Annotated in this window: 20 protein-coding genes; 7 read left to right on the top strand and 13 right to left on the bottom strand. The window is 70.1% G+C overall.

What is annotated here, in order from left to right; translation table 11 throughout:
• Positions 1-230: 230 nt before the first annotated feature.
• Complete coding sequence (locus tag ACWDAK_RS10455; RefSeq protein WP_427393964.1) at positions 231-914, bottom strand: TetR/AcrR family transcriptional regulator; 684 nt, start codon at positions 912-914, stop codon at positions 231-233.
• A gap of 192 nt (positions 915-1,106) precedes the next feature.
• Here ACWDAK_RS10455 and ACWDAK_RS10460 point away from each other — a divergent pair, with 192 nt between their 5' ends.
• Both ACWDAK_RS10460 and ACWDAK_RS10465 read left to right on the top strand, forming a co-directional pair.
• On the top strand, positions 1,107-1,892 hold the full coding sequence (locus ACWDAK_RS10460; protein WP_427393965.1) for an SDR family NAD(P)-dependent oxidoreductase: 786 nt from the start codon (positions 1,107-1,109) through the stop codon (positions 1,890-1,892).
• A 158-nt stretch (positions 1,893-2,050) separates the two neighbouring features.
• A complete protein-coding gene (locus ACWDAK_RS10465) occupies positions 2,051-2,686 on the top strand; it encodes a hypothetical protein (protein WP_344636049.1) in 636 nt (211 codons plus the stop codon).
• A 61-nt stretch (positions 2,687-2,747) separates the two neighbouring features.
• Here ACWDAK_RS10465 and ACWDAK_RS10470 read toward each other — a convergent pair whose 3' ends face one another.
• From ACWDAK_RS10470 to ACWDAK_RS10500, 7 genes are all read right to left on the bottom strand, one after another.
• Complete coding sequence (locus ACWDAK_RS10470) at positions 2,748-3,755, bottom strand: LacI family DNA-binding transcriptional regulator (RefSeq protein ID WP_344636048.1); 1,008 nt, start codon at positions 3,753-3,755, stop codon at positions 2,748-2,750.
• A 301-nt stretch (positions 3,756-4,056) separates the two neighbouring features.
• Positions 4,057-5,445, bottom strand: a complete 1,389-nt coding sequence (locus ACWDAK_RS10475; RefSeq protein ID WP_344636047.1) for an MFS transporter — start codon at positions 5,443-5,445, stop codon at positions 4,057-4,059.
• Complete coding sequence (locus ACWDAK_RS10480) at positions 5,442-5,999, bottom strand: phosphoribosyltransferase family protein (protein ID WP_344636046.1); 558 nt, start codon at positions 5,997-5,999, stop codon at positions 5,442-5,444. Before ACWDAK_RS10480 ends, ACWDAK_RS10475 begins: the two co-directional genes overlap by 4 nt.
• A 13-nt stretch (positions 6,000-6,012) precedes the next feature.
• Positions 6,013-6,735 (bottom strand): ribulose-phosphate 3-epimerase, encoded by a 723-nt coding sequence (locus ACWDAK_RS10485; protein ID WP_344636045.1) that lies wholly within the window; start codon positions 6,733-6,735, stop codon positions 6,013-6,015.
• Complete coding sequence (locus ACWDAK_RS10490; protein ID WP_427393966.1) at positions 6,732-7,754, bottom strand: ribose-phosphate pyrophosphokinase-like domain-containing protein; 1,023 nt, start codon at positions 7,752-7,754, stop codon at positions 6,732-6,734. Before ACWDAK_RS10490 ends, ACWDAK_RS10485 begins: the two co-directional genes overlap by 4 nt.
• Positions 7,751-8,407 (bottom strand): HAD family hydrolase, encoded by a 657-nt coding sequence (locus ACWDAK_RS10495; protein ID WP_344636043.1) that lies wholly within the window; start codon positions 8,405-8,407, stop codon positions 7,751-7,753. Before ACWDAK_RS10495 ends, ACWDAK_RS10490 begins: the two co-directional genes overlap by 4 nt.
• A 9-nt stretch (positions 8,408-8,416) precedes the next feature.
• Entirely contained in the window at positions 8,417-8,986 is a 570-nt protein-coding gene (locus tag ACWDAK_RS10500) for an LOG family protein (protein ID WP_344636042.1), read from the bottom strand.
• Positions 8,987-9,927: 941 nt separating this feature from the next.
• Here ACWDAK_RS10500 and ACWDAK_RS10505 point away from each other — a divergent pair.
• From ACWDAK_RS10505 to ACWDAK_RS10515, 3 genes are all read left to right on the top strand, one after another.
• Positions 9,928-10,653 carry a 2OG-Fe dioxygenase family protein gene (locus ACWDAK_RS10505; RefSeq protein WP_344636041.1) on the top strand — a complete coding sequence of 242 codons (726 nt, stop codon included), beginning with the start codon at positions 9,928-9,930 and terminating at the stop codon, positions 10,651-10,653.
• An 18-nt stretch (positions 10,654-10,671) separates the two neighbouring features.
• Complete coding sequence (locus ACWDAK_RS10510; protein ID WP_344636040.1) at positions 10,672-11,862, top strand: argininosuccinate synthase-related protein; 1,191 nt, start codon at positions 10,672-10,674, stop codon at positions 11,860-11,862.
• Positions 11,863-11,944: 82 nt separating this feature from the next.
• Positions 11,945-12,901, top strand: coding sequence for a DMT family transporter (locus ACWDAK_RS10515; RefSeq protein ID WP_344636039.1), 957 nt, complete (start codon positions 11,945-11,947; stop codon positions 12,899-12,901).
• Positions 12,902-13,326: 425 nt separating this feature from the next.
• On the opposite strand, the gene ACWDAK_RS10520 is transcribed toward ACWDAK_RS10515, so the two are convergent.
• Positions 13,327-14,310, bottom strand: coding sequence for a helix-turn-helix domain-containing protein (locus tag ACWDAK_RS10520; protein ID WP_427393967.1), 984 nt, complete (start codon positions 14,308-14,310; stop codon positions 13,327-13,329).
• Between the two features lie 110 nt (positions 14,311-14,420).
• Here ACWDAK_RS10520 and ACWDAK_RS10525 point away from each other — a divergent pair, with 110 nt between their 5' ends.
• Positions 14,421-15,452: a saccharopine dehydrogenase family protein gene (locus tag ACWDAK_RS10525; RefSeq protein WP_427393968.1), complete on the top strand. Its 1,032-nt coding sequence runs from the start codon at positions 14,421-14,423 to the stop codon at positions 15,450-15,452.
• Positions 15,453-15,588: 136 nt separating this feature from the next.
• On the opposite strand, the gene ACWDAK_RS10530 is transcribed toward ACWDAK_RS10525, so the two are convergent.
• The 4 genes from ACWDAK_RS10530 to ACWDAK_RS10545 form a co-directional block, all read right to left on the bottom strand.
• Positions 15,589-16,113, bottom strand: a complete 525-nt coding sequence (locus ACWDAK_RS10530; protein ID WP_427393969.1) for a CbrC family protein — start codon at positions 16,111-16,113, stop codon at positions 15,589-15,591.
• A gap of 378 nt (positions 16,114-16,491) precedes the next feature.
• Positions 16,492-18,228, bottom strand: a complete 1,737-nt coding sequence (locus ACWDAK_RS10535) for a methyltransferase (protein WP_344636035.1) — start codon at positions 18,226-18,228, stop codon at positions 16,492-16,494.
• Positions 18,229-18,534: 306 nt separating this feature from the next.
• Complete coding sequence (locus ACWDAK_RS10540; RefSeq protein ID WP_344636034.1) at positions 18,535-19,203, bottom strand: LysR substrate-binding domain-containing protein; 669 nt, start codon at positions 19,201-19,203, stop codon at positions 18,535-18,537.
• Positions 19,134-19,496: a LysR family transcriptional regulator gene (locus ACWDAK_RS10545; protein ID WP_344636033.1), complete on the bottom strand. Its 363-nt coding sequence runs from the start codon at positions 19,494-19,496 to the stop codon at positions 19,134-19,136. Before ACWDAK_RS10545 ends, ACWDAK_RS10540 begins: the two co-directional genes overlap by 70 nt.
• Between ACWDAK_RS10545 and ACWDAK_RS10550 the strand changes: the two genes are divergently transcribed.
• Positions 19,452-19,958, top strand: coding sequence for a YncE family protein (locus ACWDAK_RS10550; protein WP_427393970.1), 507 nt, complete (start codon positions 19,452-19,454; stop codon positions 19,956-19,958). The two genes, ACWDAK_RS10545 and ACWDAK_RS10550, sit on opposite strands and share 45 nt — an antisense overlap.
• Positions 19,959-20,298 lie beyond the last annotated feature (340 nt).

The following is a 20,298-nucleotide window of genomic DNA, read 5'->3' on the forward strand; positions in this document are numbered from 1 at the left end:
CGCGTTGACGCTGCGTTGGAGGGGTGTCGCGTCCTCCGGATCAGGCTCGAAGGAGAGCCAGTCCTCGTTGGACGCCTCCACGGTGACCCGGTAGGCGAGACGCTCGATCTCCCGAAGACGGTCCAGTGCGCTGATCCGGGGCGCAGTCCTGTCCCGCCCGGCGCCGGGAGAAGCTGTGGGGCCTGTCGTCCGGAAAGGACGGCAGGCCCCACAGCGGCGATGACCGCTGGTCAGGGTTGGGTCGAAGTGTCGGCCGACCCGTTCTCGAGAACGAGGTGGGCTGCCATCTCCTCGTGGGTGGGGGGCGGTGGCAGGGTGCGGGTGTGCTCCGGGCGTAGCCCGTCGAGGAAGACGCCGAGGTGTCGCGTGGCCAGCGCGGTGGCCTGCTGGGGTGGGAGATGGGGGAGGGGGCGGCAGATCAGGGCGGCGGTGGTGATCAGGTCGACGGCGGTGACGTCGGGCCGGAGCGCCTGGCGGGCGCGCCCTTCGGTGAGGATTTCCTCCAGAGCGGAGGCGATCTCCCGTAGCAGTTCGTGGGCCTGGGGGTCGTTCGTCATGGGGCCCCCGATCAGGGGCAGTGAGAGCAGGTCGCGGTTGTCGATCAGGCCCTGCAGAAAGGTCTCCACGGCCGTGAGCGGGTCGGTCTGCGCCTGCTTCGCCGCCGTACGGGCGGTGTCGAGCACCAAGGTGAATCCGTCCAGGAGGACCTGGGTGATCAGGGCGTCGCGGTCGGGGAAGCGTCGGTAGAGGGTAGCGATGTTCACGCCTGCCCGGCGCGCGATCTCGTCCAGGGGGACGGCGGTGCCCGACTCGCGGAAGGCGATGCGTGCCGCGGCCAGGATCTGGGCGCGGTTGCGTGCGGCGTCGGCGCGCAGCCGCGGGGTCCCGTGTCGTCCTGGAGTGCTGCCGGTCACCGTGGTCCACCTCTGCTGTCGTCGTGCTCCGTGTGTGCGCCGAGCGTATGACACCCAGAATAAGTGAAGGATTTCCTGCGGTTAGTGCTAGCCTCGAGATGTCGGCCTGAGGAACGCAACGGCCGGAGCCAGAGCCGTTGCCGCTCTCGTGCTCGTGCACCAGTGGCGGCGTCGCAGGAAGGGAGAAGACCCATGGCATCTGTGGGCAGCAGCCGCTTCACGGGCAAGATCGCGGTGGTGACCGGAGGCAGCCGGGGGATCGGCGCGGCGGTCGCTACACGGTTGGCCGCGGAGGGGGCGGCGATCGTCATCGGCTACCGCGGCAACCAGCAGGCGGCGGACGCGCTGGTCGCCAGGCTCGCGGCCGACGGCGGCAGGGCACTCGCCATGTGCGCGGACGTCGCGGACCCCGAGCAGACCAAGGCCCTGATCGAGCGGGCGGTGTCCGAGTTCGGCCGGCTCGACGTGCTGGCCTCGTGCGCCGGCATCGAGCATTTCGACGCCCTGGAGAACATCACCCCGGCCGACTTCGACCGTGTCTTCACCGTGAACACCCGCGGTCAGCTGTTCGCCGTCCAGCACGCCGCTGCCCACATGCGGGAGGGCGGGCGGATCGTGCTCACCTCCTCGGTGAGCGCCTCCCGAGCGGTGTTCGGTCACACCCTGTACGCCTCGTCCAAGGCGGCCGTGGAATCCATGGTCCTCAACCTGTCCGCGGAGCTCGGTCGGCGGGGCATCACCATCAATGCGATCGCCCCCGGCGGTACCGCCACCGAGATGGCCGCGGAGCATGCCGCCAGTTACCAGCACCCCCAGCTCAGGGGGTCGATGCCGCTCTCCCAGTGGCTGTCCGTCCACGGTGCGCTCGGGCGCCTGGCCCAGCCCGAAGAGATCGCCGCGGGTTACGCCTTCCTCGCCTCCGGCGACGCTGCCTACATGACCGGCCGCACGCTGGCCATGGACGGCGGCTTCTTCTAGAAGTCTTCTCCCGTGCCGAGTCGGCCCTTGCAGGCGGTTGTCGGGCCGATCCGGCACGGGCGCTTGACGGGCAAGTCCGCACGGCTGAAGCCCAGTTGGCGCTCACCGCAAGAAGTCCCCCGATCGCACGCCGCGCGTAAGCGGTAGATATCCTCCCCATGCACCACAGCACGACTGTCTCCTCGCACACCTACCCCGAAGGGGCCGAGTCGACCCGGTCGGCCTCGTCAGCCGACCGGCAGGAAGGGGCGTCCGTCGACGTGCCGCCCGCCTCCCGTCCCGGGAAGACCGAGCGACACGGCCGCCATGCGCTGCTCGACACCGAGCCCGGCGTCCCCACCCCGGTGCTCGCCGCCGGTGCCGGGATCCGCAAGGCCATGCTCGGTCCGGTGGTGACCGCTCTGGCGATCGGGACGGTGTTCGTCGCGGTCTACCTGGCGGCCTTCCACGCGCCCACGGCTCATCACCAGGCACTGGGCATCGCGGCCTCCGAGCAGTCGGCCGCGCAGACCGAACTCGCCCTGAACGACACCACGCCCGACGCGTACACCTTCCACCGCTACCCCAGCGCCGACGCCGCCCGTGACGCCGTCGCGCACGACCAGGTGCCCGCCGCCCTGGTCGCCCGCGGCCACGGCATGGTGCTCCTCGCGGCGGGCGCTCAGGGCCCGTCCACCGTCGCCAGCCTTCAGGCCGCCGCCACCTCGGCGGTCGGCCACCCAGTCGCCGTCGAGGACGTGGTACCGCTGGCCTCCGGCGACGCCCGCGGAGTCAGTCAGTCAGTGAGTTCGTGAGTGAACGGCGTCCTGCGGCTCCGTGCCCGCCGGATCGACCGGACGATGTCGAGCAGCTGGATCAGGTGGTCGCCGGGGCAGGCCCGGTGGACTTCCGGATGACGAGTTCGGTCGGAAGCGTCACCGGATCGTTCGCGACCCCACCGCGGAGATCGATGAGCGCCTGCATTCCTCGGAAACCGAGTGCGCCGAGAGGGAGTCGGACGGTGGTGAGAGGAGGTGTGGCCAAAGCCGCCGTTGGCAGATCGTTGAATCCGATGACGGAAAGGTCCCTGCCGATGGTCAGATCGAGCGCGCTTGCTGCGGCATAGATGGACAAGGCCATGTTGTCGTCGTCGCAGACGATGGCCGTGGGACGGTTGGCGACGGACAGTGCCTGGATCGTCCGGTCGCGGATCTCCTCGATCGCGAAGGAGCACGAGAGGTGGTCCGCCGTCACCTGCGGATGGCTGAGGATGCACTGGTCGAACGCCTCCGCCCGTCGAGTGAACGTCCATGCGGGGCGTTCGGCGCGCAGGTGCAGGATGCGACGGTGACCGAGGGCGGTGAGGTGGGCCAGCGCCTTCGCCATTCCGCCGCCGGTGTCCATGGTCACGGTCGGCGTGTCGGGGACGGGCGCGTCGTCGAGGACGACCAGGGGGAGTCCGGTCCGCAGGTTGGAGACGGCGTGGGCGGACAGCGAACAGGCGATCACTCCGTCGAGCGCCTGCCGAGGCGTGGGGAACGGTCCGAAGCCGTCCTCTGCGCTGAGTGGGAAGACCACGATGCCGAGACCGTTGCTCGCGCCGACACGGGCGGCGCCGGCGTGAACGGTCGCGAAGACCGGATTGACCAGTGTCGGGACGGCCAGGAGGACCGTTCCGGTGCTACCCAGCCGCAGATTACGAGCGGACTGGTTGATCCGGTAGCCCAGATCATCCGCGGTCCTCATCACGCGACGGGCGGTGTCCTCACGGATTCTGCCCTGCCACTTGCCGTTGAGTACCAGCGAGACCGTCGACTGGGACACCTTCGCCGCTCGGGCCACATCCGTGGCAGTGACGGGGCGGCGCTGGTCGTTGCCATTCATCTACATACCAATCGTCTGAAACCTATCAGCTCGCTCTCCTTGGTGTGCGGGTATTCCAGTCTCGTCGATCTCACGGTCTCCCAGCCGAGCGGTGGTGTCCGTCGTTCTGCCTCTGTCGCTGAGTGAGTGTAGACCGCTCCGGACGTTTCCGATCGGGTGAGCCCGTGTCCTGATGAAGCGGGTATCCCCGGTCGTGCGCCTCGGGGCGGCGCTGCTCCGTACGGCGGTCAGTTGGTCACCGTGACGATGCCGCCGACTCATGCGCGGGTCGAGCCGCGTCCGGATCGTCGGACGGCCCCGGTCAGGCGTCCTGTGCTACCCGTTGCCGCTTATCTCCGGCTCTTCCGGTGAACGGAATTGCCGCACTTCCGAGAGCCGCGAGCACGCCGCCGGCAAGGAAACAGGTCCGCGTGCCGCTGACGGACAGCGGTGCATCGGTGGTCAACTGGCCGACGACCAGCAGACCGGCCAAGCCGAGTGAGACGCCCAGCTGTTGAGTGGTGATGAGGAGGCCACCGGAGAGGCCGTGCTCGTCCGCGTTCAGCTCGGTGGTCGCCGCCACGGCGGTGACCACCGCAACGAGGACCAGGCCGAAACCGGTGAGACAGGTCCCGGCCAGTATGAAGGCCAGGGGAAGCCCGGTCACCGGGGTGCCGGCAAGTACCGTCATGCCGACCGCAATGGCGCCCAACCCGGCAGCACAGGCCCGGAGCGTGCCGAGCCGGCGGTGCAGTGGTGCGGCGACGCGTGCACCGATCGCCGCCGCCGCCGCGTCCGGTAGCAGCGTGAGGCCGGTGACGAGATCGGGCCAACGGAGCGCACTCTGCATGAAAGCGGCGGCGAAGTAGACCATCGAACCCCCCGCTGCGGCGGCCCAGGCGCCGGCGAGATTGGCCCGCAGCACTGGTCCACGGGTGACGAACCCACGTGGCAGGAGAGGGTCGGCCTGGCGGTCACCGTGCATCCGGAAGACGGCCCACAGCGCCACCGACGAGAGGGTGCAGCCACTGATCTGCCAGGTCTTCTCCGCAGCCTCGGGCAGCAGCGACAGCGTACTGATGGCCGCTGCGGCGCAGGCGGCGAGGAGGAGTGCGCCCACGATGTCCGGGCGACCCTGGGCCCCGGCGGGTGCCTCCGGAACCCACAGCCGGACCATGACCGCGGTTGCCGCCGCCAGTAGCGCACAGCACCAGAACGTTGCCGGCCAGCCCGCGAGTTGGGTGAGCATCCCGCCCAGAGCGGCGCCGGTCGCGAATCCCAGTGAAGCCCCGGCGCCCCACCAGCCGAGTGCCACCGTCCGGGCCCGGCCCGTGCAGAGTGTCGTGATCAGCGCGAGTGCGGCCGGGGTGGCCGCGGCGGCGGCCACCCCTTGCGCCACGCGGAACGCGATCAGGAGGGCGAAGGCCGGGGTGAGCGCGGCCGCCACCGAAGCGGCGGTGAAGGCGGTCAGACCGATGAGCAGTACCCTCCGCGGACCGTAGGCGTCGGCGAAGCGCCCACCGCACAGGAGCGTCGACCCGTAGGCGAGTGCGTACCCCGACAGGACCCACTGCAGGTCCCGGGCCGACACGGCGAAGTCCTGTGCGAGGACCGGCAGGGCCACGTTGGCGATCGAGAACTCGAGCGCCACGAGGACCTGGACCAGGCACAGGGCGGTCACACTGTGCCAGCGGCGGTCTTGCCGGTTCATCCGGCGGTCTCGTCCGGTGCGGTGGTGGTGAAGAGCGGCAGGTGGAACAGGCTGGTGACCGAGGGGCGTTCGTCTCCTTCGGTCGCCACCGCGAGGATCTGGACGATCTCGCCGCCGGCGGCGTCGACCAGTGCCTGCAGAGCGGTCAGGGTACCGCCGCTGCTGACCACTTCGTCGATCAGGGCGACGCGCCGGCCGTGGACCAGCGCCGCATCGTCCTCTCCGAGGACCAGTTCCTGGGAGCCCGCGGTACCGATGGTCTGGACCGGGACGCGAATCGGTGCGGCCATGTTCGGCCGGACCTTCTTCCGGGCCACCAGATAGGGCTTGTGTGCCTTTTCGGCGAGCTTGTGCGCGAGCAGGATGCCGCCCGACTCGGGGCCGAGAATGACGTCCACGTCATCCCGCAGGCGCTCGGCCAGGGCGTTCGTTGCCGCGTCGACCAACTCCAGGTCGCCGTACAGCTTGAGGAAGGCGATGCTGAGGCTTTCGCTCACTGCCACCACGGGGAGGTCGCGCTGGATGTCGCCGATCCGGATCGTCTGGGTACGCATGGGAAGTCCTCCGTCAGGAAGTCGGGTGGGAGGGACCGGCCAGCGAGCGGAGCAGCTCGGGCAGGTGGTTGGCGAGGGGGGACCGGTTCGGGAAGACCGTGCTTCCCAGTACGAGTTGGTCCGCACCGGCCGCGACCATGCGGTCAGCGGTCTGCGGACCCACCGCCCCGTCGACTTCAACTCGCTTGATGAGACCGCGTTCGCGCAGCCTTCGTGCCTCGGCGACGGTGGTCAGGGCCTCCGGTCGGAACGGGCGGCCGGCGCCTCCGGGGACGACGCTCATCACCGTCAACCGCTCGGGGCGGACGGCTTCGAGCGCCGACATGGAGATGGACTCGTCGGGGTCGATGGCCAGTCCGACCTCGGTTCCCTTGGCGGCGATGCCACGCAGGAGCAGAGCGATCTTCGGGGTCAGCGAGCGCTGGTGCACGCAGATGCCTGCAGCGCCGCGGGAGGCCGCCTCGGTGAGCAGCAGCTCGGGTCGGGAGAGCATGATGTGGACGTCCACCGGCAGCGGGCAGTTGCGGCGCAGGTCGCTGATGGTTTCGAGGGGAAGCCCGAGGCCGCCGCCGAAGGCCGGGTCGACCAGATCGACGTGCAGGCGTGAGATACCGAGGCCCTGCAGGGTTTCGATGTGCTCGCCGAGCCGGGTCTGGTCGAGGCACACGACCGACATCGACAGGTCGGGGTAGCCGAGTCCGGGCACGGCCAGGGGGGATTCGGTGATGGCGGTCATGCGAGGGTCCTTCGTTCCGGTTGCACTGCGGACGTGTCGTCCGCCAGCCATGCCGCCAGCGCCTGGGCCATCCGGGGAATGGCGGGCCTTGTCGTCAGCCCGCCCAGGACGACGGCGCGGCCGGCCGAGTCGGTGGTGTGAATGCTGTGCAGGGTGCGTTGCCTGCAGAGTCTGGTCAGGCGTTCGGCGCCGCCGGGAGTCAGCCGGAGGTGAGTGGCGACCACGTCGATCCGTGGATCGACGGCTTGATCGCGGATGGCCCAGGCGACGTTCTCCACGGTTGCCGCGCTGGTGATCAGGTCGTCGACGATCACGGCATGCCTCAGGCCGCGGAGGTCCTCCTGGCACCGGAGGGTCACTGCCACCTGTTCCGGGCCGGTACGGCGCTTGTCGGCGACCAGCACCGGTACGCCGAGTGCGGCGGCGAGCATGCCGACGTGGTCGGCGGCGCCCCGGTCGGGTGCGACCAGGACCGAGCCCGCTTCCATCAGCGGGGCGAGAATGTCGAGGTGGAGCTCGTGCACCGGCAGGAAGGTGAGGCGGGTACCCGTTCCGGTGAACAGCCGCGCCAGCAGGTCCTGGGCACCGGAGGCGAGGGTGACGATGTCGGTGATGCCCGCGGCGGCGGCGAGGCCGGCCAGCAGCGCGGCCATGACCGGTCGGCGCTGGCCGGGCACGTGCCGGTCGTGACGCGCATACGCCAGGTGGGGGAGCACGGCCACGATGCGCCCCGCCCCGTGTTCCCGGTAGCAGCGTGCCGTGGCCAGCAAGCTCATGATGGCGACATCCGGCTCGGCGTGATCCCCGGTGACGGACTGCCAGAGCAGTACGGTACGCCCCGCCGGGTCCTCGGGGAGGTCGATGCACAACTCGCCGTCGGGGAAGCGGCTTTCGAGCCCGTCCTGCCACTTCACCTGCCAGCCGGCGTCCCCCAGGGGCTCGGAGATGCCGGCCACCTGGCCCGGGAAGTCCGCGGTGAAGGCCCGGCAGGCGGCCGCGATGATGCCGGGTGAGGTCATGACCGTGACTCCGTCACGGGGTGGAGGACCTGGAGTGCCGCCCAGATGTCGTCGCCGTCGTACCGGTGCGCCGCGACGGCCGCCAGGTTGGGGGTCGCGTTCACCGCGACGGTCCGGCTGAGCGTCCGGAACAGCGGGACGTCGGAGTCGGAGTCGCCGAAGGCGATCGTGCGCGTGTCGTCGAGGCCGAGCTGCTGTTGCAGGCGGCGGACGACGAGCGGCTTGTCCTCCGGGTCGAGGATTTCGGTCGGATAGGTGGACGCGAAGACGTAGTCGAATCCGGTGAAGCACGCGGCGAACTGACGGGGTGACATGGTGATCAGGCAGGTCGCTACGGAGCGCGCACGCAGCCAATCGAGCGTGCGTTGCACGCCGTCGATCTTCGGGCAGGCGTCGTAGGCCCGTTGGTACAGGTCCGCTCCGGCCTGGACCCAGGACTCCAGGGCCAGTTCGGCGAAGCGGGTGCTGTCGATGAGGCCCTTGCGGTAGTCCTGTTCGAGCCGGTCGATCGTGGTCGGGTCGCCGGCGGCGAGTGCGATCTGCTGACAGGCGGTCGTCCCGGGCAGCAGAGTGCCGTCCATGTCGAAGACCGCCAGGCCAGCGGGGCTCTGCCGCACGGTGGTAACGGGGTTGAGGGAGCTGGGGATTGTCATGGTGCTCCGTCAGGCCGCCGCGAACAGGTGCGGCAGGGCGCGGTGGCTGGAGAAGGACTCCAGGATCTCCTGCGGATGGGCGCTGACGATGATGTTGTCCAGGTAGCGCTGGTGGACGAAGCCCTCGTCGGCGGCGTGCCGCAGGAACGTCAGCAGCGGCTGGAAGAAGCCGTCGGTGTCCAGCAGGGCGCACGGCTTTCCGTGCAGGCCCAGTTGAGCCCAGGTGAGTACCTCGAAGAACTCGTCAGCGGTGCCGAAACCGCCCGGGAGTGCTACGAACGCGTCGCCGAGCTCCACCATGCGAGCCTTGCGCTCGTGCATGCTGGAGACGGTCTCCAGCCGGGTGAGTCCCGGGTGTGCGACCTCGTGACGCACCAGGTCCTCCGGGATGACGCCGGTGACCGGAGCTCCGCCGGCCAGAGCGGCATCGGCGACGGCACCCATCAGCCCGGTCGATGCACCTCCGTAGACGAGTCCGAGACCCGACTCGGCGATCAGTCGGCCGAACTCGGTAGCGGCAAGCCGGTGCGATGGCCGCCGACCTTGGGAGGCACCGCAGTACACCGTGATGTGACGCAAGAGGGAACTCCTGTCTCTGGACGGGCGAGGGAAACGTTGGGGAGGGCCTGAAGCACTGCGCACGGCACGGTCGAACGCCGCACGATCGGTCTGCGCCCTGCGCCCTGGGGGTCCGGGTGGACCGGTAGCGGCACCTTCGGGCCGGTGAAGCCGAGGAAGGCGCCGAAGACCGAGCCGGCTCGGTTGAACCCACGTCCGGAATGGTCGTGGAGAACAATGCTGCTCTGGCCATGTTCGGTCTGATGAAGCGCAATTGACGCACAGTCAGCACGCAGAGTTTGTCTGCGTCCTAGGCGAGCGGCGGTGCGAGATGCCCCAGCCCCCGACCGACCGCCACGCGAGTCATCCGTTCCACGGCTGACTCGCGGGCTCGTTCTCGTGGATCGGCCCGCATCGCAGATCCTTGGCCAGGATTACGTAGCGGGACATGTCAACTTTGGTCGTGGGATCACGAGGGGGCCGTGTGTTTCATGCACTCAGAGGCTAGTCATACGTATGAGTTGGCGCAACAGGTGATCTCGATATCGCTGCTGTGAGCTGCGATTTGATTGCTTGTCAGATAGTCATGCGTATGACTATGCTGCAGTCTGTCGCACAGTCCTGATGTGGACCCGTCAACCGACTGTGGCGCCGACCCTCGGCTCCCGCTCCCTCCTTTCCTGATTGAGCAGGAGGGCAGGGGCGGAGCGTGGCGGTGTTTCCGGCGTGCGCTCGTAGCGTCGAAACGTTCCGCAGCCGGCAGCGCGGGTGCGAGATGTCTCACGTCGCGGGCCGGTGCACGCCCGACCGTCCTGTGCACAAGATCACTGCCGGGAAGTGATCACCGTGCGGACACGGTCCTGCATGCCCAGCCGCAGCTGACCTCCCGCACCCGGAGCGGCGGATCCCGCATGCCCGATTCCCGGCCATCCCTGTGTTTTCCGTAGAGAAAGGGATCAACCATGAGCAACTCCATCCAGCCTTCCCCCGCAACCGGCATAGCCGAGGCGGGATATGTCCACGGGACGCTCGCCTCGGTGTTCGACGCCCAGTTCGTCGAGGGCCCCGAATGGCAGCAGTTCACCGCGAGTTGGGACAACCTGCGCCAGGACGGCTACATGGCGGACGGCGGCACCTACCGTGAGCGGCGCTACTCCGAGTTCTCGTACCGGGCCGACACCGAGCAGGTGACCTGGCTGCCGCATGTGGCCTACTCCCAGCCGCTGTACATCAACCACCTCAACGGCGGCATCGAGCGGCACTTCGAGCCCTTCGAGCAGCACGTCGCGGAGGGCCCCGTGCTGCGGTCGATCTTCCAGTGGTGCGCCGGCACGCTGGCGCGGAGCGTGGGCGCGGCCGACTGGAAGATCCAGACCTTCCAGAACCGGATCCTGGCCCGTGGCGAGGAGGCCGGCCAGCCCACGCCGGAGGGGCTGCACCGCGACGGCGTCGACCACGTGCTCACCCTGCTGATCGGACGGAACTCCATCGAGGGCGGCGTCAGTGCGGTGTACGACGCCGAGAGCCGCGACTGCCTCGGTGAGGTCCTGCTGTCCGAGTCGGGCGAGTTCCTGTTCGCGGACGACGAGCGGCTGTTGCACAGCGTCACCCCGGTGACCCCGGCGGTGCCCGGTGTCCCGGGCCACCGGGACGTGCTCATCGCCATGTTCACCCGTACCGACAGCTGACCTTTGAGGGTAACCACTGTGAAGCAAGGACAGATCATCCGCTCGTTCCGGCAGCTCACGCGCGAGGCGCTGGACCCGGACCAGCCCATCGTGACCCTCTTCAGCGGAGGACTGGACAGCAGCTACCTGCTGCTGCGGCTGAAGGCCGCAGGCTTCAGCGACATCCACGCAGTGAGCGTCGACATCGGCGAGGACGAGAGCAGCGAGCACAAGCAGCGCATCGCCGACGAGCTCGGGGTGCGCCTGCACATCATCGACGGCCGGCAGGCCTTCATCGACGAGTTCGTCCGACCGGCCATCGCCGCCCAGGCGGTCTACCTCGACACCCATCCGGTCAGCTCCACGCTGAGCCGTCCGCTCATCGCGAGACTCGCAGTGGAGTTGGCCCAGCAGCTCGGCGCCACCGCCGTCGTGCACACCGCGAACCGGTCGCAGAACACACTGCGCCGACTGAACGGGGCGCTGGCCCTGCTCGGCTTCGCCGGCCACTACGGCAGCCCGTACGACCTGGACCCGGTGGACCGCGAGCAGAAGATCCTGGAGCTCAAGGAGGTCGGGCTGGACCAGATGAGCGAGCGGATCGTCAGCGGCGACTCCAACCTGTGGTGCCGCGAGTTCGAGTCGGGCATCCTCGACGACCCCGAGGACCACGCGGTACCGGAGCACATGTACCGATGGAGCGCCGCTCGCCCCGGTCTCACCGCGGAGAGCCTTGAGGTGCGGTTCCACGAGGGTGTCCCGGTGGCGCTCGACGGCGTGCAGCTGCCGCTGCGGGAGCTCGTCGCCGAGCTGAACACCCGGGTCGGCGCCTACGGCCTGGGCCGGTACAGCGGCCTGGAGCACCTGGACAACGGGGAGAAGGTCCTCGAGATCCGGGAGATGCCGGCGGCCTGGCTACTGCTGCGCACCTACCGCCACCTGGAGACCGCCACCCTCGAGGCCGAGACCATGCGCGAGAAGATGCACCTGGAGCAGTTGTGGGTGCGCGAGGCCCTGGAGGGCCGCTGGTACGGCGAACTGCGTCTGGCGCTGCAGTCGTTCATCGACACCTGCGCGGTCAGGGTGACCGGCACCGTACGCTGGCAGCTGACCGTGGGCGGCGCCGAGACCCGGTCGATCGTGGCCGACGATCCGCGCTACCTGCGGGACCGCGAGGCGTGGGAGGAGCATTCGATCCTAGCCGAGAGCGCCGCCTATCTGACCGTCTGACAAGACCGACCTCCGTCGGCGGGGGAAGTCCGACACCCACCGGACGCCCCCGTCGGCCGCCGCCCCGGAAGAGAGAACGCCCTTGCCCAGACCCCAAGTCCCCGCCCGGCTGGTCGATGTCCTGCTGCTCCTGGTGGCAGTCGTGTGGGGCTCCACCTATCTGGCCGCGAAGGAACTGGTCACGCCCACGACGGTGATCGCCGCCCTGGCACTGCGCTTCTCGGTCACGGTGTTGGCGATGCTGCCGGTCTGCCTGCGCCGACTGCGCGGCGTCGGTCGCGACGAAGCAGTCACCGGGATACTCCTCGGCACCATCCTCGCCGTCATCTTCCTGTTCGAGACGTATGGCATCGCACACACCAGTGCGACCAACGCCGGGCTCATCATCAGCCTCACCATCGTGATGACCCCGCTGTTGGACAGCGCCGTCAGCCGGTCCTGGCTGCCGCCGCGGTTCTTCGTCGCGGCGGTCATGGCAGTGGTCGGCGTCGCGCTGCTGGCCTCCGGCAACGGCCTGCGGGTCCCGTCCGCGGGAGACTGGCTGGTGCTGATCGCCGCCGGGGTACGGGCCGTCCACATCACCGTGATGCACCGCAGATCAGCCGGGAAACAGTACGACTCGCTCAACCTGACCTACCTCCAGATGGCCACGGCCGCCGTGCTGTTCTGCCTGGCCAGTCCGCTGGCCGGGGACTCCTTCGTCTCGCTCGCCCGGCAGCTCGGCCCCGGACAGTGGGTCGACCTGCTCTATCTCGCGCTGATCTGCACGGTCTTCGCGTTCTTCGTGCAGATGTGGGCGGTCCGGACGACCTCCCCGTCCCGGGTCAGCCTGCTGCTGGGCACCGAGCCGGTGTGGGCCCTGCTGGTGGGCGTCCTGCTGGGCGGGGACCGACTGGGGATGTACGGAGTAGCGGGCGCGGTCCTGATCCTGGTGGGTGCCGGCTGGGGACAGCGCATCGAGCGCGGCCACCGGGAACGCGCCGCCGCTCCCGCACCGGCCGTGGAACGCACGGTGGAACCGGCGGCCAACCAGGCGTAGCAGTCCTGGCGGGCGGTACCGCGCAAGGTCCGTACGGCCCGTCCCCCGGCTTTGTCGAGGGGCGGGCCGTGGCCGGTGGTTCGCCGTCACTTGCCGTGACGAGGAGGCGAGTTGCGGCGGACGGTCTTTTCCGAGTCTGGTCCGGACCTCTGCGAAGCGGACTGAACGTCGAGCCCGGCGGCCTGCCTACCACGGACAGCCGTACCTGTCCGGTCGAGTTGATCACGGCCATCACGGCGAGGTGCTGGACCACCTCCCTGCGGGTGAGCAGCTCGGTGAAGAGGAACCCATGCGGGCTGCCCCCACCGTCGGCGACGGCGGCCGAACCGCCCCGTCGAGCAGGACGAGCGGATCACGGCGTTGCCGGCGGCGCGCGGCCGATCGAGGAGAGCAGCGAGCCGGTCAGCGAGGGTGGTCCCCTGGGCTCAGGGGAGTTGGTGGTGTTGCCCGCTGTCGGTCGGGCCGGGGTGGGTCCGCGAGCGGAAGGTGCGGCGGTAGGTGTCCGGAGGCACGCCGACCGTGCGGTTGAAGTGCCGGCGCAGCGTGGTGGCGGTGCCCATGCCGGTGGCCGCCGCGATGGTGTCGACGCTGTCGTCGGTGGTCTCCAGCAGCTCCTGGGCGTGGCGGATCCGTTGGGTGAGCAGCCATTGCAGCGGGGTGGTCCCGGTCACCAACCTGAAGTGGCGGCTCAGGTGGCGCGAGCTCATCCGGGCCTGGCGGGCCAGGTCCGTCACGGTCAGCGGCTGGTCCAGTCGTTCGATCGCCCACGGGAACAGTTCGGCGAGCGGGTGGCTCGCCGGGGCGGGCATCGGGGTGGTGACGAACTGGGCCTGCCCGCCGTCCCGGTGCGGTGGTACGACCAGGCGGCGGGCGACCGCGTTGGCGATTGACGAGCCGCGGTCGAGGCGGACGAGGTGCAGGCACAGGTCCATGGCGGCGGCCTTGCCGGCGGAGGTGAGCACGCTGCCGTTGTCCACGTACAGGACGTCCGGGTCCACCACCACCTGGGGGTAGCGGGCGGCCAGGGCTTGGGTGTGCGCCCAGTGCGTGGTCGCGCGCCGCCCGTCCAGCAGGCCGGCGGCGGCCAGTACGAACGCGCCCGTGCAGAGGGAGGCCACACGTGCGCCTGCCTCGTGGGCCGCGCGCACCGCGTCGACCAGCTCGGCTGGTGGATCCTCGTCGACGTCGGCCCAGCCCGGGACGATCACGGTGTCGGCGCGCGGGAGTTGGTCGAGTCCGTGGTCCGGCGCCAACCGGAACCGGCCGACTTGCACGGTGTCCGGCCCGCAGACGGCGACGTCGTACCAGGGGCCCACCACGCTGACGGGGGCAGCGCCGAAGACCTCGTACGCCATGGCCAGCTCGAAGTGCAGCATCCCGTCGGTGAGGGCCAGCGCGACAGTGTCCATGTCCGGAATTGTATGGGTCATGGCGTTCCGGACACTCGCGTGGGGCGCCCGCCCCCGCCAGGATGATCACGACAGAGCACAGCAGATCATCTGAGCACGGGGGAGGACCCATGGGAACGGGACACAAGGTGGCGGTATTCGGTGCGTACGGGCACACCGGGCGGTTCGTGGTGGCGCAGTTGCTGGATCGCGGGTTCCTCCCGGTTCTCTCCGGCCGCGACACCGACAAGTTGCAGGCACTGGCGGCCTCCCGTCCCGGACTGGACGCCCGGCCGGCATCGGTCGGCGATCCGGCCTCGCTCGATCGCGCACTGGCCGGTGCGGCAGCCGTGATCAACTGCGCCGGGCCCTTCGCCACGACGGCCGCCCCCGTGATCGAGGCGGCATTGCGTGCCGGGATCCCGTACGTGGATGTGGCGGCCGAGATCGAGGCCAACGTCGACACGTTCACGCACTTCACGGACCGCGCCCGCGCCGCCGGAGCGGTGATCGTCCCCGCGATGGCCTTCTACGGCGGCCTCGGCGACCTGCTGGCCACCGCCGCGATGGGTGACTGGACGGCGGCCGACGAGGCGCACATCGCGTACGGGCTGAGCAGTTGGCACCCCACCGCCGGGACGCGTGCCGCGGGCGCGGTCTCCCGAGAGCGGCGGGGCGGCCGGCGAGTCCGTTACGCGAACGGACGGTTGGAGTACCGCCATGACGACCCGTCGACGGTGGAGTGGCACTTTCCCGACCCGATGGGTACCCGGGCCGTCATCGGGGAGTTCACGATGGCCGACGTCGTCACCGTTCCAAGCCATCTGTCCATCCCCGAGGTGCGCACCTACATGACGGTCGAGGCGGCCAGGGACGTGTCGGCCCCGGACACGCCGACGCTGACCGCGGTCGACGAGCACGGGCGGTCCGATCAGACCTTCCTCGTCGATGTCGTCGTGCGCTCCGGCGGCGCTGAACGCCGCGCCGTGGCAAGGGGCCAGGACATCTACGCCGTCACCGCGCCGCTCGTGGTGGAAGCGGTCGATCGCATCCTCACGGGACGGACCAGGACGGCCGGTGTCGCCTCCGCCGGCGAGATCTTCGACGCGCCCGACTTCCTCCGCGCGCTGTCCTCGCACATCTCCCTGGAACTGCACGCGTAGCGGGCGGACCTCGCGACCGCCGGGGCGGGGCACACGGGCATAGTCGTTGGCTGCCGGCTTCGTCGGTGCGGGACACGTCAGCTGCCGCTGAACCGGGCGAACGTACCGACCGAGTCGATCAACCCGTTGCCCGGACCTACGTGGCGTCCGAGTAGGCGAGGTGGCTGCCACAGACTCGGCACCGGAAGAGGTAGGCGGTTGGCTGACCGTCCTTGGTCAATGCCTTGAGGAACTGCTCGGCCTGCGACGCGGGCCAGGACTCGAGTTCTCGTTGGAGCGATGTCCATGCTTCGGGGTAGGCGGCAAGCCCGGCAGCTCCAGCGGTCCCAAGGAAGGCAGCACCGTCGTCACAGTGGACCAGCCAGTGTTCCTGCTGCCAGGCGCTGAATCCTGGCGTGCGTTGCGTGATCGCGAAGAGGCGATCCCGTGGAACATCGTCGACCACATCCGTGAACTGGGCGTCGAAACGGGCAGCCGCGCTCCCGTTCGCGATGCACCACGGGCAGAGCCGATTGCGGAGGTCCTCCGCCGCGTAGACGGGGCCCGTGTAGATGTAGCCACGGGCCCGATCGCAGCAACTGCACTCCCCGTCGGATCGGACGATGGCGCCGGTGGCCACCGGGTCAGGGTGATACGGGAACACCGGAAGCTGCTCTGTCACGATCAGGGACCGTATCACCGCAGCTCCGGATGCCGTCGTGCGTACGGGGCGCGCCTCAGAGGTGGTGCTGCGCGGAGTCGTCCACCCAATGCCAGTTGACCGGGTTGTACCGCTTCTTCAGCACGGTACGCCACGATCGCCACCGTCACCGGCAGGGTGTGTCCCAGCCCCTGACTGCCCGCCGCCACACCACCACGATGGCCTCGGGGCCGTACACCACCGAGGCCATCGCGTCCAGCGACAGCGCGGCCAGCCCTTGAGTCTGCCGGCGTCAGGAGGCGGTTCCGGTCCGCCGGCTCCGGAGGTCCGTCAGATGGTCGTCGGCTGAGATCGCCAGGGCTGTGATCCTCACTACGGTGTGCCGAGTCTGGGCAGCCGTCAGGTCCGGGCGGCCTGGTCCGAGCCGCGCCTGCGGGCGTGCAGGAGGCTGCCGTCCAGCGGCAGGCCGGAGATCGCGACCAGGTCGAAGCCGGCTGCCGACAGCAGCCGTGCGTAGTGCTCCGCGGTCCGCTCCCGCCCGCCCACGTTGCAGAGCATGTGCAGGTCCCAGGCCGCCGCCAGCGATGACGTCCCGTCCGTGGGCAACAGGCGTTCCACGATCAGCAGTCGGGCGTCCTCGGGGACGTCGGCCGCGCACCGGCGCAGGATCGCCAGGCACTGCTCGTCGTCCCAGTCGTGCAGGATCCGCGAGAGCAGGTAGACGTCGCCGCCTCGTGGCACGCCCTGGGTGAAGTCACCGGCCACGAGGTCGCAGCGGTCGGCGTGCCCGTCGTCGGCCAGTCGCTGCCGGGCGCGCTCCAGTACATGGGCGCGCTCGAAGAGGACACCGCGCAGGTGCGGCGTGTGGGCGAGGAACCGGCTGAGCAGCTCGCCGCTGCCGCCGCCGACGTCCACGACGACGCGGGCGTCGGAGAGGTCGACGAGCCCGGGGACCGGCTCGAACATCTCCGCGCTGGCGGCCATCGCGCTGTCGAACAGCGTTGCCAGGGCTGGGTGTTCGGCGAAGTAGTCGAAATGGCCCTGGCCGAAGATCGTCGCGAACGCCTCCTGCCCGGTGCGCACGGCGTGGGCCAGCGCGCCGAAGGACTGGTAGAACGGGCCGCCGTACAGCAGCGCCAGCGGGCGCAGCGAGTGCCGGGCATCCCGCCGCAGCAGTTCGCCCAGTGCGGTGAGCCGGTAGGAGTCCGTGGTGGGAGTGACCAGCTCCGCGGCGGTCAGATAGCGCAGCAGACGGGTGAGACCGTCCGGGGCGACGCCGAGCCGCTCGGCCAACTCGCCGATCGGACAAGGAGCTTCCGGGCGGCTCGGGCCCGGCAGGTGGTCGGCCAGGCCCAGCTCCGCGGCCACCGCGATCGCCTGTGTCGTCCAGGCCCCGGTCATCAGCTCCAGCAGCCGCTTCGTCGGATCATCCGTCGCGGTCGCCGTGTGCGCGGCCAGCGCGCCGGGGTGGTGGCCGAGCACACGCAGCTCAAGTCTGCGGTAGTGATCGGGGTTCGAGCCCGGGGGTGTGGCTTCGGGACTGCGGAAGTACAGCACCGTGCAGTCCTCCACGGCGTTGTAGCCGCCGCCGTCGGCCGTCAGCCCGCCGTGCTCGGTCAGCAGGCTGCTCAGCCCTGCCAGCACCACGTCGTCCGGCGCGCCGACGTCCAGCGCCAGATGGGACTCGTTCCGCTCGGTGCGCTCGCGCGCGGCGATCCCGGTGAACTCCGAGCCCCCCGGCGCCTCCAGGGCGAAGAGCTCGACGAAGCCCGGGCCGTGGCCGGTCGACGGGCGGTGGATGTGCACGATCCGAACGTTCAGCGCGTCGGCCGGCACACCGTACCGGAGGCTGAGACGGTCCCGGACCACCACGCTCGGCACGGGCTCGCCGACCGAGAAGCCCGCGGACCGGAAGCCGGCGATCAGCCGGTCGAGCGAGGCCGGAAAGACCAGGACGGCCGCGTGCGCCATCGCGCAGTGCGCGGCCACCGAGGCCCGCTGCCGCTCGGTCAGCCCGGGCGCCAGGCCCGCCAGCACGCCGTCGGTGTCCGCGCCGCTCACGAAGGCGAGGGACTCCTCGACCAACGTCCGATCGGCCGGATCGAGTTCGGCCGCCCATGCTTGCCGGACATCCACGTCCACTCCTCTGATCAGAAGAAGACGTGTGTGACTGCACGTCATCATCGTGACAATACAAGCGAATTGGTGCGGAAACCCCGCTTGCCGAACACGGCTGAGCGCGGCAGGAGGACCCCCGCCTCCGATAGTAGATCCAGAAGGTGACCGCGCAGTACTGCCCGCTCGCTTCCGGCCATTTCGTGCCACAGAACCGGACATGGATGGCTGGAAGGCGCCATCAGCTGGCGAAGTTCGGACCGGCGGGATACGTGCCTGAGTCGCCCTGCTCCCGGCCATGGCCCGGAGCCGCCCCGAAGCTCGCCACTATGCCGTTGTGCTCCGCTGCGAGCTGTCGTCCTCCGGCCCTGACGGGGCCAGGACCGCGGCCGCCAGGTGGTCGCGGAACCAGCGGTGCCCCGGGTCGGTCGAGTTGCGGGGGTGCCAGGCCATTCCGAGGTCCAGGGGCGGCAGGTCGAGGGGGACGGGGAAGGTGCGCAGCCCCATCGCGGAGATGGCGCCGGGGAGCCAGTCGGCCAGGCTGAGCGCCACGAGGTCGGTGTCCCGGGCGAGCATCATCGCGCTCGTGTGGCTGGGTACGACGACGGCGATCCGGCGCCGCAGCCCGAGTTCCGCGAGCGCCCTGTCGATGGGCCCGAGGCGTTTGCCGAGCCGGGAGATGCCGATGTGGTCCGCCGCGGCGAAACGGCGGGCGTCGATCCGCTCGTCGAAGAGGGGGTGATCGCTGCGGGCTACGCCGACCAGCGTCCGTTTGGTGAGCTGACGCGTGCGGATCTCCGGGTCCAGGTGACCGAGAACGCCCAGCTCGACGTCGACCCAGCCCTGCCGCAGCGCGGGGCCGCCCTCCAGCGCCTCCGGGAGGAAGACCACGTCCACGTGCGGGGCCTGCGCGTGGATCCGTTCGGTCAAGGTGCCGGCCAGCCCCACCAGGAGCACGTCGGTGGCCTGCACGGTGAAGGTGCGCTGGAGGTGCACGGCGTCGAAACCGGCTCCGGCCGCAGGACGTTGTCGCAGCTGAGCAGCAACGCGCCCACCTCCTCCCGGAGTTCCAGGGCTCGCGGGGTCGGGACCATCCCCTGACCCGCGCGGACCAGCAGCGGGTCACCGACGGCACGGCGGAGCCGCGCCAGGGTGCGACTGACCGCCGCGGGTGACGTGCCGAGCCGCTCCGCGGCGCGGGTTTCGTCGACCTCGAACGGGGAGTCCTCACCGCGAAGGTCGAGGTGCCGGGCAGTGAAGGGCTCGCCGTCTCCGCCGACGGTACGCAAGCCTTCGTCGCCTCGCCCTACGGCGGTTCGTTCTCCGACATCACCGCGGAACGTCCGGCCACCGGAATCCGGGTCATCGACGCCCCGACCGCGTCCGTCGTCGACACCCTGCCCACGGAGAACATCGTCCTGCCGGTGCACCTGACGTCGACGGGCATGCTGCTCGCGGGCGAAACGCGCATGGAGCCCGACCCGACGTCACCGCTCGGACGCCATGCGCCGGGCAGCCTCACGGTGTTCTCCGCCGACACCCGCAAGCAGCTTGGCCAGGACGAGGTGGGGCTCTTCCCGCGGACCATCACCTCGTCCCCCGACGGCCGCCTCGCCTATGTGGCCTGCGTCGTCTCGTCCACCGTCGACATCGTCGACCTGGAGACGCTGCAGAGCCTGGCCCGGCTGGACATCGCCAAGCTCGGCGAGCCCGGCGCCCACGGCCTGGCCTACATCCCGCGCCCGGCCTGACCCCGTGAGGACCGAGCCGCGCACCGCGGAGTCGACGACCCCGACGACGTTCCGGCAGCGGTGCGAGGAGGTCACCGATCCGGCCGCGGCGGCCTGAGTTCGCAGCCCGACGCTTTCACCACCGTCACCGATCCGAAGTGGCGCGGCCAGGGCGCTGGGAAGCGGACCTCCGGCGCTCGACCCACGCCGAGCGCGTCGAGTTCAGTGCGGCAGGCGGCGTTCCTCGGCGACGGCGACCGGATCGTTCAGTGCGGCAGGCGGCGTTCCTCGGCGACGGCGACCGGATCGTTCAGTGCGGCAGGCGGCGTTCCTCGGCGACGGCGACCGGATCGTTCAGTGC

The organism is Kitasatospora sp. NPDC001175 (genome assembly GCF_053598215.1).